The organism is Escherichia sp. MOD1-EC7003, assembly GCF_002965065.1.
Lineage (GTDB): Bacteria > Pseudomonadota > Gammaproteobacteria > Enterobacterales > Enterobacteriaceae > Escherichia.
The window spans coordinates 1-15,411 of record NZ_PTRE01000031.1; the positions used below are offsets into that span (position 1 = coordinate 1).

General features: G+C 50.5%; 14 protein-coding genes. 8 read left to right on the forward strand and 6 right to left on the reverse strand.

The annotated features are described in order from the left end of the window. The coding region (locus A7090_RS05380; protein ID WP_157941442.1) for a LacI family DNA-binding transcriptional regulator at nt 1–828 on the reverse strand (828 nt) is incomplete at its 3' end. Between the two features lie 294 nt (nt 829–1,122). Here A7090_RS05380 and A7090_RS05390 point away from each other — a divergent pair. Both A7090_RS05390 and A7090_RS05395 read left to right on the forward strand, forming a co-directional pair. Then, nucleotides 1,123–2,424, forward strand: coding sequence for an MFS transporter (locus tag A7090_RS05390; RefSeq protein ID WP_123056924.1), 1,302 nt, complete (start codon nt 1,123–1,125; stop codon nt 2,422–2,424). 14 nt (nt 2,425–2,438) lie between these two features. Beyond that, on the forward strand, nt 2,439–4,802 hold the full coding sequence (locus tag A7090_RS05395) for a glycoside hydrolase family 31 protein (RefSeq protein ID WP_123056925.1): 2,364 nt from the start codon (nt 2,439–2,441) through the stop codon (nt 4,800–4,802). 178 nt (nt 4,803–4,980) lie between these two features. Here the strand turns inward: A7090_RS05395 and A7090_RS05400 are convergent, their stop codons facing one another. Next, nucleotides 4,981–6,576 (reverse strand): ABC-F family ATPase, encoded by a 1,596-nt coding sequence (locus A7090_RS05400; protein ID WP_000961457.1) that lies wholly within the window; start codon nt 6,574–6,576, stop codon nt 4,981–4,983. Between the two features lie 217 nt (nt 6,577–6,793). Between A7090_RS05400 and ldtB the strand changes: the two genes are divergently transcribed. Next, the gene (ldtB, locus tag A7090_RS05410; protein ID WP_105273287.1) at nt 6,794–7,714 is read left to right on the forward strand and encodes a L,D-transpeptidase; all 921 of its coding nucleotides are present in this window, start codon (nt 6,794–6,796) and stop codon (nt 7,712–7,714) included. 58 nt (nt 7,715–7,772) lie between these two features. Here ldtB and A7090_RS05415 read toward each other — a convergent pair whose 3' ends face one another. Further along, nucleotides 7,773–8,891, reverse strand: a complete 1,119-nt coding sequence (locus A7090_RS05415) for an anion transporter (RefSeq protein WP_105273288.1) — start codon at nt 8,889–8,891, stop codon at nt 7,773–7,775. Next, nucleotides 8,888–9,355 (reverse strand): manganese-binding transcriptional regulator MntR, encoded by a 468-nt coding sequence (gene mntR / locus A7090_RS05420; RefSeq protein ID WP_105273289.1) that lies wholly within the window; start codon nt 9,353–9,355, stop codon nt 8,888–8,890. Before mntR ends, A7090_RS05415 begins: the two co-directional genes overlap by 4 nt. Nucleotides 9,356–9,540: 185 nt before the next feature. Between mntR and mntS the strand changes: the two genes are divergently transcribed. Both mntS and opgE read left to right on the forward strand, forming a co-directional pair. Further along, on the forward strand, nt 9,541–9,669 hold the full coding sequence (gene mntS / locus A7090_RS05425; protein ID WP_001001762.1) for a manganase accumulation protein MntS: 129 nt from the start codon (nt 9,541–9,543) through the stop codon (nt 9,667–9,669). Between the two features lie 270 nt (nt 9,670–9,939). Next, the gene (opgE, locus tag A7090_RS05430) at nt 9,940–11,523 is read left to right on the forward strand and encodes a phosphoethanolamine transferase (protein WP_105273290.1); all 1,584 of its coding nucleotides are present in this window, start codon (nt 9,940–9,942) and stop codon (nt 11,521–11,523) included. A 48-nt stretch (nt 11,524–11,571) separates the two neighbouring features. Here the strand turns inward: opgE and ompX are convergent, their stop codons facing one another. Next, nucleotides 11,572–12,087, reverse strand: coding sequence for an outer membrane protein OmpX (ompX, locus tag A7090_RS05435; RefSeq protein WP_024017622.1), 516 nt, complete (start codon nt 12,085–12,087; stop codon nt 11,572–11,574). A gap of 52 nt (nt 12,088–12,139) precedes the next feature. Further along, complete coding sequence (locus tag A7090_RS25690) at nt 12,140–12,205, reverse strand: protein YliM (RefSeq protein WP_120795379.1); 66 nt, start codon at nt 12,203–12,205, stop codon at nt 12,140–12,142. 234 nt (nt 12,206–12,439) lie between these two features. Here A7090_RS25690 and rhtA point away from each other — a divergent pair, with 234 nt between their 5' ends. From rhtA to glnH, 3 genes are all read left to right on the forward strand, one after another. Next, nucleotides 12,440–13,327 (forward strand): threonine/homoserine exporter RhtA, encoded by an 888-nt coding sequence (rhtA, locus tag A7090_RS05440; protein ID WP_105273291.1) that lies wholly within the window; start codon nt 12,440–12,442, stop codon nt 13,325–13,327. 298 nt (nt 13,328–13,625) lie between these two features. Further along, the gene (gene dps, locus A7090_RS05450; RefSeq protein ID WP_000100800.1) at nt 13,626–14,129 is read left to right on the forward strand and encodes a DNA starvation/stationary phase protection protein Dps; all 504 of its coding nucleotides are present in this window, start codon (nt 13,626–13,628) and stop codon (nt 14,127–14,129) included. Between the two features lie 402 nt (nt 14,130–14,531). After that, nucleotides 14,532–15,278, forward strand: coding sequence for a glutamine ABC transporter substrate-binding protein GlnH (gene glnH, locus A7090_RS05465; RefSeq protein ID WP_105273292.1), 747 nt, complete (start codon nt 14,532–14,534; stop codon nt 15,276–15,278). Nucleotides 15,279–15,411 lie beyond the last annotated feature (133 nt).

The window sequence follows — 15,411 nt, forward strand, 5'->3', positions numbered from 1 at the left end:
CGAACCACCCGGGGATCCCCCACAACCCCACCGGTGCCGCGCATTTCCCGTCCCCGCCGCCATAAAATCCCCACCGACCAAAAACGCCGTCGGCAGCGTCTTGCCATTAGCAGCATCCAGCCACGCTCCGACCTTTTCTTCCGCTTCTTTGGTGCTAAAACTGCTGATATTGAGGAAATGACGGTCATGGTGAAAGGCCAGATTATGCTGACGCCATGATTCTTTAATCCCCGCAAACCGCTGCTCCATAGTGTAGCGGCGCAGGCACATCACGTTCATCACCTCCCGGTGACCCATTTCAAACAGATAGCGGGCGGCGAACGCGCCAATTAACCGATGGTCCGGCGCAATCGCCGGGAGGCGCATTCGTTCATCACGGCAGTTGATCAGCACACAAGGCTTAGCGAGATCAGCGGCCAGATCATGGATGTGCGGATCGTCAATCCCCAGCAGGATCGCCGCCTGCGTATCTGCTTCATTCATCCGCGAGAAAAATAGCGCGGGATCGCTGTCAAACTCCTCCAACGCGCAGTAACGCAGCCGCACTTCATGCGGAGATAACGCTTTGCTGATGCTCTGAATCACACGGTAATAAAAGATATCGGATCGTTGGTCAAAAGCGCGTTGCGGCGCAAAAATAAGCAGGTTGTTCAGTAACATACGACCCGCTGCCATACCATCCATCACGCCCAACTCACGCGCGCAGGCCAGCACTTGTTCGCGAGCGCGTGCACTGGTATTCGCTTTGCCAGCCAGCACCCGCGAAACCGTACTCGGCGATAGCCCAGTACGTGCGGCGATATCGGCGATTTTCAGCTTCTTTTCCATTTTGTGATCTGCCTCTAATTCGGAAATGACAGAATTTTCATGAGCAAAAGATCCCATTCTGTCTGGCATTAAATCCATTTCAGTAATGTATATCAGCCACTCATGGAAAAACGTGCACAAAACCCGCTTTCTTTCGCTTTTAGGGTCTCTTACTGTGAATTGGTAGAACAACTTCCATACAAGAAAAATGGAAAAACGAACAACAAAGACTTTATTTATCAAAAAGTTAAAAGTGGTGTGACAACTCCATTCTGACGTTGCCGCACACCCCCTATACTATTCTGTGGAGTGCATATGAGTCAGGGTATCAATAACGATATGACTGCCAGTAAACCGCGCCATATCGTCAAAAATCTGCGTTGGTGGATGCTGGTCCTTTTTTTACTCGGTGTTACTGTCAACTACATCACGCGTAATTCGCTGGGTATTCTCGCCTCCGAACTGAAAAGCAGCCTGGGGATTACCACCGAACAATATTCCTGGATTGTAGGTGCTTTCCAACTCGCCTATACCTTATTCCAACCGTTATGCGGATGGCTGATTGACGTCATTGGCCTCAAACTGGGCTTTATGATCTGCGCGGGGCTGTGGGCGCTGGCCTGTCTGATGCATGCGGGGGCGGGGAACTGGGTACATCTGGCGCTGTTGCGCTTCTTTATGGGTGGTGCGGAAGCCGCGGCAACCCCAGCAAACGCCAAAACTATCGGTGAATGGTTTCCAAAATCAGAACGCCCGATCGCCGCAGGCTGGGCAGGCGTCGGTTTTTCCATCGGCGCCATGCTGGCTCCACCGATTATCTATTTTGCCCACGCTTCATTCGGCTGGCAGGGCGCATTTATGTTCACGGGCATCCTGGCGATGTTGTGGGTAGTGCTGTGGTGGGCGTTCTATCACACCCCGGATAAGCATCCGAACCTCAGCAAAGCCGAGCTGGACTTTATCCGCCAGGATAACGAAGCGCCCCCGGTCAAGTTACCCTTCCTGACCGCACTGAAAACCGTGGGCAAAAATAAACGCTTTTACGGTATCGCTATCCCCGCCTTTATGGCAGAACCGGCGTGGGCGGTGATGAGTTTCTGGGTTCCGCTATACCTGTCCAAAACCTATGGCATGGACCTGAAGCAGATCGCATTATTCGCCTGGTTACCGTTCCTCGCCGCTGATCTTGGCAGTATTGCCAGCGGCTATCTGACCAAACTTTACACCCGCCTGTTTGGGCTGAGTCGTGTGAACTCCGTTGTCGCATCATCGGTCAGTGGCGCATTCCTGATGGTTTCGCTGGCGGTGATGGCCTTTATCAATAACCCGTATATCGCCATCGTCCTTATCTCCATAGGCGGCTTCGGTCACCAGATCATCTCCTGCATGCTTAGCGCACTAGTGGTGGAATCCTTCGACAAAGGTCAGATGGCCACTGTTAACGGCATGCGCGGCTCTGCCGCGTGGATCGCAAGTTTCCTGTTCTCCCTGATTATCGGGGTTACCGCTGACAAAATCGGCTTTAACCCCTTGTTTATCGCCATGGGCTTCTTTGACCTGATTGGCGCTTTCTTCCTGGTCACCTTTATTGCTGAACGTCGCGCAAAACGCGCCTGAGAGTGGATGTAAATATGAAAACGCTGAAAAACTGGATCCTGCACAAACAGTCTGCCCACCACGTTGAACTGCTGGTCGATGGCCAGCACATCCTGTGCCTGTACGTGTTGGAAGAAAATCTGTTCCGCGTGCTGTTAAAACGTAAAGGCGAGCTGGCGCTGGATCGCACCTGGAGCATTGCTCCGGCGCAGGATGTGCCATGGGAAGGGCGCAGCCGCGAAGATCTCAGCGGCTTTAGCCTGCCCGCGTGGACATTGAACCAGCACGACGACACCGTGGTTATCGCCACCGAGTCACTGCGTGCCACCGTTCACCAGCCACTGTGGCTGGAGTGGCACTATCGTAACAACGAAGGCGAATGGCTGCCGTTGGTGAATGACCGCCCGACCAGCGCTTATCTGCTGAATGCCCACGGTGACGGCGTGGCGCACTATCAGAGCCGTCGTAAAGATGAACGCTTTTATGGCCTCGGAGATAAAGCCGGCGACTTGCAACGCAACGGTAAACGTTACGAGATGCGTAACCTCGACGCGATGGGCTACAACGCCGTTAGTACTGACCCGCTGTACAAACACATTCCATTCACCATCACCCGCCGCGATGACGTTAGCTTCGGCCTGTTTTATGACAACCTCAGCAGCTGCTGGCTGGATCTGGGCAACGAGATCGACAACTACCACACCGCCTATCGCCGCTGGCAGGCAGAAGCGGGTGATATCGACTACTACCTGTTTACCGGCGAACGCGTACTTGATATCACCAAAGCCTTCGTACGCCTGACCGGAAAAACCCTGTTCGGGCCGAAATGGAGCCTGGGCTACAGCGGTTCAACTATGCACTACACCGATGCCCCGGACGCACAAAATCAGTTGATGAACTTTATCCACCTGTGTGAAGAACATGCGATTCCCTGCGATTCGTTCCAGCTCTCTTCCGGTTATACCTCAATTAACGGCAAGCGCTATGTGTTCAACTGGAATTACGACAAAGTGCCGCAGCCGAAAGTGATGAGCCAGGCATTTCACAATGCTGGTTTGCACCTGGCTGCCAATATCAAGCCGTGCCTGTTGCAGGATCACCCACGCTATAACGAAGTGGCAGAAAGAGGACTGTTCATCCGTGATTCAGAAACAGATGAACCAGAACGTTCCAGCTTCTGGGATGACGAAGGTTCTAACCTCGACTTTACTAATCCGCAGACCATCCAGTGGTGGCAGGAAGGCGTGACCACACAGCTTCTGGAGATGGGTATCGACTCCACCTGGAACGACAACAACGAATTCGAAGTATGGGACGGTGAAGCACGCTGTCACGGCTTTGGTCAGACGATCGCGATCAAACATATTCGCCCGGTGATGCCACTGCTGATGATGCGAGCCTCGATGGAAGCCCAGCAACGTTTCGCTCCAGAAAAACGTCCGTACTTGATCTCCCGCTCCGGCTGCGCGGGAATGCAGCGCTACGTGCAAACCTGGAGCGGCGATAACCGCACTAGCTGGGACACTCTGCGCTACAACACCCGCATGGGGCTGGGGATGAGCCTCTCCGGGCTATATAACCTCGGTCACGACGTCGGCGGTTTCTCCGGTGATAAGCCGGACCCGGAACTGTTTGTACGCTGGGTACAAAATGGCGTGATGCATCCGCGCTTTACGATTCACTCGTGGAACGATGACCATACCGTAAACGAACCGTGGATGTATCCGGGCGTCACTCCGGCGATCCGCAGCGCTATTGAGTTGCGCTATCGCCTGCTGCCCTACTTTTATACCCTGATGTGGCAGGCATACGCCGATGATGAACCAATGCTACGTCCGACTTTTCTTGACCACGAGCACGACGTTCAGACTTTTGAAGAGTGTGATGACTTCCTGCTTGGTCGCGATATTTTGGTTGCCAGCGTCGTAGAGCAAGGCGAGCGCCAGCGCCGTGTATGGCTACCAGATAACGAAACTGGCTGGTACGATTTCTACAACGACGAATGGTTTAGTGGCGGTCAGTGGATCACCCTCGACGCACCGCTGGAGAAACTGCCGCTGATGGTGCGTGCCGGGGCTGGTCTACCGCTCAGCAAACGCATCACCTATGTGAGCGCAGAACAAGACGATACCCGCGAACTGAAACTGTTCCCGCTGAAAGGTGTGGGCACAACGTCCGGCCTGCTGTTTGAAGACGATGGCGAAAGCTGGGGCTACCAAACTGGTAATGCGCTTTGGGTGGAATGGGAAATGGTTTGCGATGGGGCGACCATCAACCTGAAAGTCAACGCGCGTGGGGATTATCGTCCTGCATGGAGTGCACTGAAAGTGTCATTACCAGTGGAAGAAAAACGCACGCTGCTGGTCAATGGTGTTGAAGGGAGTGAATGGATGCGTTAAATCATTACCGGGGCCGGGAGGCGACTGCGCCTTACCCGGTCCAGCCATCGAAACCTTTCCCTCAGTTTTTCACGCTGCCGGAAGGCTGCAAACCTGTAAACCCCGGAGCTTAAATAAGTAAGTGACCGGGGTGGACAGGTGAAGCCAATGCATCTGCCGCATGAAAGACGGCGGGAAATTAACCGTCGATCCCTTTACTACGCAGGTAATCTTCGTAGTTACCGCTAAAGTCGATCACACGTTCCGGGGTGATTTCCAGAATACGGGTCGCCAGGGAGCTTACAAACTCACGGTCGTGAGAAACAAAGATCAGCGTGCCCTGATACAGTTCCAGCGCCATGTTCAGCGACTCGATGGATTCCATATCCAGGTGGTTGGTCGGTTCGTCCATGATCAGAATGTTCGGCTTCTGCATCATTAACTTGCCAAACAGCATCCGTCCTTTTTCCCCACCGGAAAGCACTTTCGCAGGCTTTTTGATGTCATCCTGGCTGAACAGCAAACGACCGAGAATACTGCGTACCGCCTGCTCGTCATCGCCTTCCTGCTTCCACTGGCTCATCCATTCGAACACGGTCAGATCATTTTCGAACTCATATTCGTGATCCTGGGCATAGTAACCAATACGCGCGTTCTCAGACCATTTTACAGTGCCGCTGTCCGGTTGCAGATCACCCACCAGCGTTTTCAACAGGGTCGATTTACCAACACCGTTTGTACCCAGTACCGCCAGTTTTTCCCCAACTTCCAGCAGCAGGTTGAGATTTTTAAACAGCGGACCGTTATCAAAACCTTTAGTCAGCCCTTCCACTTCCAGCGCGTTACGGAACAGTTTCTTATCCTGCTCAAAACGGATGAACGGGTTCTGACGGCTGGAGGCTTTCACCTCTTCCAGTTTGATTTTATCAATCTGACGCGCACGCGAAGTCGCCTGGCGAGATTTCGAAGCGTTAGCGCTAAAGCGGCTAACGAAAGATTGCAGCTCAGCAATCTGCGCTTTCTTCTTGGCGTTATCAGCCAGCAGACGTTCACGCGCCTGAGTCGCCGCCGTCATGTACTCATCGTAGTTACCCGGATAAACACGCAGTTCGCCGTAATCCAGATCCGCCATGTGAGTACAAACCATGTTAAGGAAGTGACGGTCGTGCGAGATGATGATCATGGTGCTGTCACGCTCGTTCAGCACCTGTTCCAGCCAGCGAATGGTGTCGATGTCCAGGTTGTTGGTCGGTTCGTCGAGTAAGAGAATATCCGGATCAGCAAACAACGCCTGCGCCAGCAGCACACGAAGCTTCCAGCCTGGAGCGACTTCACTCATCGGGCCGTAGTGTTGTTCCACGGGAATTCCCACGCCAAGCAACAATTCACCGGCGCGAGCTTCCGCAGAGTAACCGTCCATTTCGCCGTATTTTACTTCCAGATCGGCCACTTTATAGCCGTCTTCTTCACTCATTTCCGGCAAAGCATAGATGCGGTCGCGCTCCTGCTTCACTTCCCACAACTCTTTATGCCCCATGATCACCGTATCCAGCACGGTGAACTCTTCAAAGGCAAACTGATCCTGACGCAGCTTACCAATGCGCTCATTGGGATCGAGGGAAACGTTGCCCAACGTCGGCTCTAAGTCGCCGCCGAGGATCTTCATAAAGGTGGATTTACCACTACCGTTCGCACCAATCAGGCCGTAACGGTTGCCGCCGCCAAATTTGACGGAAATGTTTTCAAACAACGGCTTACTGCCGAACTGCATGGTGACGTTACTGGAAACTAACACAGGCGTATCCTGAAAAGAGATATGACAAACCGCGTATTATGCCATAAGTCTGAAAGAAGATCCTGCTCCTCGCTTAAGGTCTACACTCAAGCCAAAGGCAAAAAATGTGATTTCGTACACATCTGATTTCACTGTGAGCTGGAATGAACTTATAATGCGCTTCCAATACTCTACTATTCTCAACCCAATGGCCTGCCAGGCACTAATCTCGCTTAACATGAATATGAAATTGAAAACATTATTCGCAACTGCCTTCGCTGTTGTCGGCTTTTGCAGTACCGCCTCTGCGGTAACTTATCCTCTGCCAACCGACGGGAGTCGCCTGGTTGGTCAGAATCAAGTACTCACCATTCCTGAAGGTAACACTCAACCGCTGGAGTATTTTGCTGCCGAATACCAGATGGGGCTTTCCAATATGATGGAAGCTAACCCGGGTGTGGATACCTTCCTGCCGAAAGGTGGTACTGTACTGAACATTCCGCAGCAGCTGATCCTGCCGGATACCGTTCATGAAGGCATCGTCATTAACAGCGCAGAGATGCGTCTGTATTACTATCCGAAAGGGAGCAACACCGTTATCGTGCTGCCGATCGGCATTGGTCAGTTAGGTAAAGACACGCCTATCAACTGGACCACCAAAGTAGAGCGTAAGAAAGCGGGCCCAACCTGGACACCGACCGCCAAAATGCACGCAGAATACCGCGCTGCGGGCGAACCGCTTCCGGCTGTCGTTCCGGCAGGTCCGGATAACCCGATGGGATTGTATGCACTCTATATCGGTCGCCTGTACGCTATCCACGGCACTAACGCCAACTTCGGTATCGGCCTGCGTGTTAGTCATGGTTGTGTGCGTCTGCGTAACGAAGACATCAAATTCCTGTTCGAGAAAGTGCCAGTCGGTACTCGCGTACAGTTTATTGATGAGCCGGTGAAAGCGACCACCGAGCCAGACGGCAGCCGTTATATTGAAGTCCATAACCCGCTGTCTACCACCGAAGCCCAGTTTGAAGGTCAGGAAATTGTGCCAATTACCCTGACCAAGAGCGTGCAGACAGTGACCGGCCAGCCAGATGTTGACCAGGTTGTTCTTGATGAAGCGATTAAAAACCGCTCCGGGATGCCGGTTCGTCTGAATTAATCGTCAAAACGTAAAGCAAAAGGCGGACTCATAATCCGCCTTTTTTATTTGCCAGACCCTAGTTGGCCGGGAGTATAACTAACAGAACATATCCCACCAGCGCCGCCCACAACAGTATCGGTATCGAATAAAGATGGAAACGCCACCAGATACGGCGATCGTTCGCCATCCGTAACGCAATCAAATTTGCCAGCGATCCGGGTAATAAACCAAAGCCACCCACGTTTACCGCCCATGCCAGTAATAAAGACGGTGGCACATAATTGAGCAGTAAAATCGTGCCCGGCACGTTACTGATCACCTGCGATAAACCAATTGCCGTTAACCATAATCCGGGTTCGGATAAATGACTCACGTTACTCAACACCCCCTGCAAAGCTGGCAGTTGGGTTAGTAAATGGACGTCGATAAACATCGTCATAAACACCAGCAGTAGCGTCCAGTCCACACTGAGCACCACGCGACGTGCCAGCAGCGCAAAGCCCGCCGCCACAATCACCAGTCCCCACAGATCTTGTTTAAACTCCAGCGCCGTCAGAAAGACGATATATAGCCCCAGACAACTCCACACCAGCCGCGGTTTCCACTCCGGTGTTTGCGCCCCCGTATGATATTGCAGCGCCTTTCCAGAAAAACAACACCAGCACAGTAGCAGGAGTGTCAGCATCATTGCCCCAGCCAGCGGTGCCATTTGGGCAATAAACCCGGCAAACGAAAGACCAGAACGTCCCCAGATAAGAATATTTTGCGGGTTGCCAATCGGCGTCAGTAGCGAACCAGCGTTGACAGCCAGCGCCTCAAAAATAATCAGCCGATTAACCGGGATCTCACACAGTCTTTTTAGTGTGATTGTCAGCGGAACAACAATAAACAGCGCGACATCGTTGGTCAGAAATGTAGAAAGCAGCGCCGCCGCCAGCACCATAAACATCGCCAGCCGACGCTCAGTAGCAAAGCGGCGCACCATTTTGCGCCCCAGCACATCAAAATAGCCGCTTAACTCCACACCTTTGGTCAGCAGCATCAAACCACTTAAGGTGATGATGGTGTGCCAGTCGATAGCCGCAGGCCAGGATTGCGGTGCAAAGGGAACGAAAAAACTTAATCCAATGCCAACAAGAATTAATAACTGAAAAAAGCGATCGCCTTGCAACGTGCGTAAAAAAGGCAGGCTCATTTAGCACCGTATTTCTGGGTAAACAAACGAAAAGCATCCAGCGTCTCTTCACTGACATGGTGCTCCATGCCTTCCGCGTCGCGACGGGCGATTTCCGGGCTGACGCCCAACACCAACAAGAAATTTTCGACTATCTGATGTCGCTCGCGGCTTTCCTGCGCCAGCTTCTCTCCTTCTGCCGTTAAAAACACGCCACGCCAGGGGATCATTTCAATCAGCCCTATGGTTGCCAGTCGCTTAAGCATTTTAGCCACCGTCGGTTGAGAAACCCCCAGACGAGCCGCCATGTCCACCTGACGAGCTTCCCCCACTTCCCTGATCAAGTCAGAAATCAGCTCAACGTAATCATCGATAAGCTCACGCCGATGCGCCTCTCTGACCTGGCGGAATCCTTCAACGTGCTCTTCCACGTTCACTAACTGCGTCACTTTTTTTGCTGTTGGCGTACCTGCGCGACGACTCATTGTGCTTCCTCATTATGGTGACGCATAAATAGCGTTCTCATTTCGTGCGCACATTGTAAACCAGAGTTGCGGAGGTACAAAAAATTAACGTTTTAGCAATAGCTATATAATATAGCCTGTGCTATATCTGTATGTAATGCAATCATCCCTCAAGGATTGACGGGATTAGCAAGTCAGGAGGTCTTATGAATGAGTTCAAGAGGTGTATGCGCGTGTTTAGTCATTCTCCCTTTAAAGTACGGTTAATGCTGCTCTCTATGTTATGCGATATGGTCAACAACAAACCGCAGCAAGATAAACCTTCCAATAAATAGCGGCGTCGCGGTACGCCGCTTCACTCCTGCTTTCATGCAGGCATAACGCGTTTGTCCTGAAAAACCCCACTTTTTGTCGGATTTGTAATCCCCTTCGCAAAAGATTTGTTCATCAGTAGTTGACCTGAACGGCGGCTCGCTCTATCTTCTTGCAGCCCTGCGTATATTGCGGCTCGCGGATGCGGACCCCTTTCTCCTCTTCAGGCGCTCTTGCAGGTATTGACCCTTGACGCCAGGGTAAGCACATGGCGTTTGTTACGATAGTGGCATATGAATTTTACCCTCAAAGAATCGCTTGTTACCCGTAGCCGGGTATTTAGCCCGTGGACTGCGTTCTACTTTTTACAGTCGCTATTAATTAACCTCGGCTTAGGTTATTCCTTCAGTTTGCTCTACACCGCCGCATTTACGGCTGTTTTGCTTTTGCTATGGCGAACACTGCCTCGCGTACAAAAAGTTCTGATCGGTGTCAGCTCACTGGTAGCCGCTTGTTATTTCCCTTTTGCTCAGGCCTACGGCGCGCCTAACTTCAATACCTTGCTGGCATTGCACTCCACCAATATGGAAGAGTCGACCGAAATCCTGACGATTTTTCCGTGGTACAGCTACCTGGCCGGCTTATTTATTTTTGCGCTCGGCGTAATAGCAATCAGGAGGAAAAAAGAGAGTGAAAAAGCGCGCTGGAGTACCTTCGACAGCCTGTGTCTGGTATTCAGTGTGGCGACATTTTTTGTTGCTCCCGTGCAAAACCTGGCCTGGGGCGGCGTATTTAAACTGAAAGATACGGGCTATCCGGTATTCCGTTTTGCTAAGGATGTTATCGTCAATAATAACGAGGTAATTGAAGAGCAAGAACGGATGGCAAAACTTTCCGGTATGAAAGATACCTGGACGGTCACTGCCGTTAAGCCGAAGTATCAGATCTATGTAGTGGTGATCGGTGAAAGCGCGCGTCGCGATGCCCTCGGGGCCTTTGGCGGTCACTGGGACAATACCCCGTTTGCCAGCAGCGTTAACGGTTTGATATTTGCTGACTACATTGCCGCCAGTGGCTCCACGCAGAAATCGCTTGGCTTAACGCTCAACCGCGTGGTCGATGGAAAACCACAGTTTCAGGATAACTTTGTCACCCTGGCAAATCGCGCAGGCTTCCAGACATGGTGGTTTTCCAATCAGGGCCAAATCGGCGAATACGATACCGCCATCGCCAGCATTGCCAAACGGGCAGATGAGGTGCAATTCCTGAAAGAAGGTAATTTTGAAGCCGATAAAAATACTAAAGACGAAGCGTTACTGGATATGACCGCGCAGGTACTGGCGCAAGAACACTCACAACCGCAACTGATTGTTTTACATCTGATGGGCTCACATCCGCAGGCCTGCGACCGGACACAAGGCAAATACGAGACTTTTGTGCAATCGAAAGAAACGTCGTGCTATCTCTATACCATGACGCAAACGGACGATTTACTGCGTAAGCTGTACGATCAGTTACGTAATAGCGGCAGCAGCTTCTCGCTGGTTTACTTTTCGGACCACGGTCTGGCCTTTAAAGAGCGCGGCAAAGATGTGCAATACCTTGCCCATGATGATCAATATCAGCAAAATTTCCAGGTGCCTTTTATGGTCATTTCCAGCGACGATAAAGCGCATCGGGTAATTAAAGCCCGCCGTTCAGCCAATGACTTCTTAGGCTTTTTCTCCCAGTGGACGGGAATTAAAGCGAAGGAAATTAACATCAAATACCCGTTTATATCTGAGAAGAAAGCCGGGCCGGTATTCATCACCAATTTCCAGTTACAGAAGGTGGATTACAACCATCTCGGAACCGATATTTTCGACCCGAAACCTTAAAAATAAAAATCCGCCCCGAGAGGCGGATTTTTTATATCACCGAAGTGATTAGAAGCGGTAACCAACACCGGCAATCCAGGTACCTACGTCAACGCTACGAATACGGCTCTGCTCGTAAGAGAAGTCCAGAGCAACGTTTTCCATCGGGTTGAACTGCAGACCAGCACCGTAGGAGAAACCGTAGTCGCTGGTGTCGTGTTTGTAGGTCGGGTATTCAGTGGTCTGGAATTTACCATAACCCACACCCACTACACCGTAGATGCTTGCCCAGTCGTTAATGCGGTAAGCCGGACCAGCAGTGATGCCGTAGTACTGGTTTTTGTTGTAGTCACCAGAGCTTGCAGTACGGCTTTTCTCAGTGTAAGTGAAAGAACCGATCACACCCAGCGGGCTGTTGTCTTCTTCATAGCGGTATTTCAGGTTGAAACCGCCCATTTTGTTCATTTGGCTCTGAGCGTCGCTCTGTGCATAACCGCCAGTTACGGTAGAAGTCGCAGCTACGGAAGTACCTGCGGTGAAAGCCAGAACTGCGGCCAGTGCTGAAAGACATGCAATTTTTTTCATAACCACCTCAAATGTGATTCAAATAAGTCCTAAGTTTTAAATATATCAAAAATTAATGGGAAACTCTTCGCGATTTGTGATGTCTAACGGGCCATTTCATGTAACAGAACGTTTCCATGCACCGCTATCCATCTAAATTTAAATCACTTTTTCAGAGAACTACGTAAGTATTACGCATGATTTCCCTGTCACTCATCCAGATTATTCCTAATCACAAGACTAATGATTCCATCAATCCTGGCGCATTTTAGCCAAACCGGGGGAAAATTTTTTCAACAAATGCTCAACCAGCATTGGGTATATCCAGTACACTCCACGCTTTACTTAGGTTTAGATATTCGTGGGAGAAAGGATGCCTGGTTCATTACGTAAAATGCCGGTCTGGTTACCAATAGTCATATTGCTCGTTGCCATGGCGTCTATTCAGGGAGGAGCCTCATTAGCTAAGTCTCTTTTTCCTCTGGTGGGCGCACCGGGAGTCACTGCGCTGCGTCTGGCATTAGGAACGCTGATCCTCATCGCGTTCTTTAAACCATGGCGACTGCGTTTTGCCAAAGAGCAACGGTTACCCCTGTTGTTTTACGGCGTTTCGCTGGGTGGGATGAATTATCTTTTTTATCTTTCTATTCAGACAATACCGCTGGGTATTGCGGTGGCTCTTGAGTTCACCGGACCACTGGCGGTAGCGTTGTTCTCTTCTCGTCGCCCGGTAGATTTCGTTTGGGTTGTACTGGCGGTTCTCGGTCTGTGGTTCCTGCTACCGCTGAGGCAAGACGTTTCTCATGTCGATTTAACCGGCTGTGCGCTGGCACTGGGAGCCGGGGCTTGTTGGGCTATTTACATTTTAAGTGGACAACGCGCTGGAGCGGAACATGGCCCTGCGACGGTGGCAATTGGTTCGTTGATTGCAACGTTAATTTTCGTGCCAATTGGAGCGCTTCAGGCTGGTGAGGCACTCTGGCACTGGTCAGTTATTCCATTGGGTCTGGCTGTCGCTATTCTCTCGACCGCTCTGCCTTATTCGCTGGAGATGATTGCCCTCACCCGCTTGCCAACGCGGACATTTGGTACGCTGATGAGCATGGAGCCGGCGCTGGCTGCCGTTTCCGGGATGATTTTCCTTGGAGAAACACTGACCCCCATACAGCTGCTGGCGCTCGGCGCTATCATCGCCGCGTCAATGGGTTCTACGCTGACACTACCCAAAGAGCGCAAAATAAAAGAATTAGACATTAATTAAATTTACATTTCTGCATGGTTATGCATAACCATGCAGAATTTCTCGCAACTTTTCCTCTACACCGTCTTTATATATCGAATTATGCAAAAGCATATTTATTCCGAAACTCCCTGATGAGCAAATAAATAAGAATTGTTTTTATTAATATAGCTAACTAATTGAATTTTTATTGGTTTTGTTTTTCACCCTTGTTACCACTATTAGTGTGATAGGAACAGCCAGAATAGCGGAACACATAGCCGGTGCTATACTTAGTCTCGTTAATTACTGGGACATAACATCAAGAGGATATGAAATTATGAGTACCGCTAAATTAGTTAAATCAAAAGCGACCAATCTGCTTTATACCCGCAACGATGTCTCTGACAGCGAGAAAAAAGCAACAGTAGAGTTGCTGAATCGCCAGGTTATCCAGTTTATTGATCTTTCTTTAATTACCAAACAAGCGCACTGGAACATGCGCGGCGCTAACTTTATTGCCGTGCATGAAATGCTGGATGGCTTCCGTACCGCACTGATCGATCATCTGGACACCATGGCAGAACGTGCAGTGCAGCTGGGCGGTGTAGCCCTGGGGACCACTCAAGTTATCAACAGCAAAACCCCGCTGAAAAGCTACCCACTGGACATCCACAACGTTCAGGATCACCTGAAAGAACTGGCTGACCGTTACGCGATTGTCGCTAATGATGTACGTAAAGCGATTGGCGAAGCGAAAGATGACGATACCGCAGATATCCTGACCGCCGCTTCTCGCGACCTGGATAAATTCCTGTGGTTTATCGAGTCTAATATCGAATAAATCCATCGCTGATGGTGCAAAACTTTAGTACACGATAAAGCGGCTTCCTGACAGGAGGCCGTTTTGTTTTGTAGCCCGCCTCAACGCACTTATTTAGTGCATCTACCTGCTATCCCTGGCTGATCAAGTAATTTTTTTGTATCAACATCATCACATAATTGTTGCATAAAGATTGTTTTTTCATCATGTTTTACGCTAAATAGTCACTGTGTTGAGTGCACCATTTTAGCGCACCAGTTTGGTGCCCCAGAATGGTGCATCTTCAGGGTGTTGCCCTATAAATTGTGCAATCAATTCTTGTTGCATCTCGAAAAATCAATGAGTTGCAAAACTGGCACGATTTTTTCATTTATGTAAATGTCACGCAGGGGATCGTCCCGTGGATAGAAAAAAGGAAATGCTATGAAGTCTGTATTAAAAGTTTCACTGGCTGCACTGACCCTGGCTTTTGCGGTTTCTTCTCATGCCGCGGATAAAAAATTAGTTGTCGCGACGGATACCGCCTTCGTTCCGTTTGAATTTAAACAGGGCGATAAATACGTGGGCTTTGACGTTGATCTGTGGGCGGCCATCGCTAAAGAGCTGAAGCTGGATTACGAACTGAAGCCGATGGATTTCAGTGGGATCATTCCGGCACTGCAAACCAAAAACGTCGATCTGGCGCTGGCGGGCATTACCATTACCGACGAGCGTAAAAAAGCGATCGATTTCTCTGACGGCTACTACAAAAGCGGCCTGTTAGTGATGGTGAAAGCTAACAATAATGATGTGAAAAGCGTGAAAGATCTCGACGGGAAAGTGGTTGCTGTGAAGAGCGGCACTGGCTCCGTTGATTACGCGAAAGCAAACATTAAAACTAAAGATCTGCGTCAGTTCCCGAACATCGATAACGCCTATATGGAACTGGGCACCAACCGCGCAGATGCCGTTCTGCACGATACGCCAAACATTCTGTACTTCATCAAAACTGCCGGTAACGGTCAGTTCAAAGCGGTAGGTGACTCTCTGGAAGCACAGCAATATGGTATTGCGTTCCCGAAAGGTAGTGACGAGCTGCGTGACAAAGTCAACGGCGCGTTGAAAACCCTGCGCGACAACGGAACTTACAACGAAATCTACAAAAAATGGTTTGGTACTGAACCGAAATAATAACGCTACGCTGGTAAAGCACACTGGCAGCCCCCTCTCCCTTCTGGGGAGAGGGTTAGGGTGAGGGGCGCAAACCCGCTCCGACGCCATTAATTACCCTAACTTTGATTATTTACACCACGGTAACAGGAAC

Coding starts and splice junctions, on each gene's coding strand:
- mntR (WP_105273289.1), bottom strand. CDS start 9,355: ATGAGTCGTCGCGCAGGTACGCCAACAGCAAAAAAAGTGACGCAGTTA.
- rhtA (WP_105273291.1), top strand. CDS start 12,440: ATGCCTGGTTCATTACGTAAAATGCCGGTCTGGTTACCAATAGTCATA.
- dps (WP_000100800.1), top strand. CDS start 13,626: ATGAGTACCGCTAAATTAGTTAAATCAAAAGCGACCAATCTGCTTTAT.
- glnH (WP_105273292.1), top strand. CDS start 14,532: ATGAAGTCTGTATTAAAAGTTTCACTGGCTGCACTGACCCTGGCTTTT.
- ompX (WP_024017622.1), bottom strand. CDS start 12,087: ATGAAAAAAATTGCATGTCTTTCAGCACTGGCCGCAGTTCTGGCTTTC.
- A7090_RS05415 (WP_105273288.1), bottom strand. CDS start 8,891: ATGAGCCTGCCTTTTTTACGCACGTTGCAAGGCGATCGCTTTTTTCAG.
- A7090_RS05395 (WP_123056925.1), top strand. CDS start 2,439: ATGAAAACGCTGAAAAACTGGATCCTGCACAAACAGTCTGCCCACCAC.
- opgE (WP_105273290.1), top strand. CDS start 9,940: ATGAATTTTACCCTCAAAGAATCGCTTGTTACCCGTAGCCGGGTATTT.
- A7090_RS05390 (WP_123056924.1), top strand. CDS start 1,123: ATGAGTCAGGGTATCAATAACGATATGACTGCCAGTAAACCGCGCCAT.
- mntS (WP_001001762.1), top strand. CDS start 9,541: ATGAATGAGTTCAAGAGGTGTATGCGCGTGTTTAGTCATTCTCCCTTT.
- ldtB (WP_105273287.1), top strand. CDS start 6,794: ATGAATATGAAATTGAAAACATTATTCGCAACTGCCTTCGCTGTTGTC.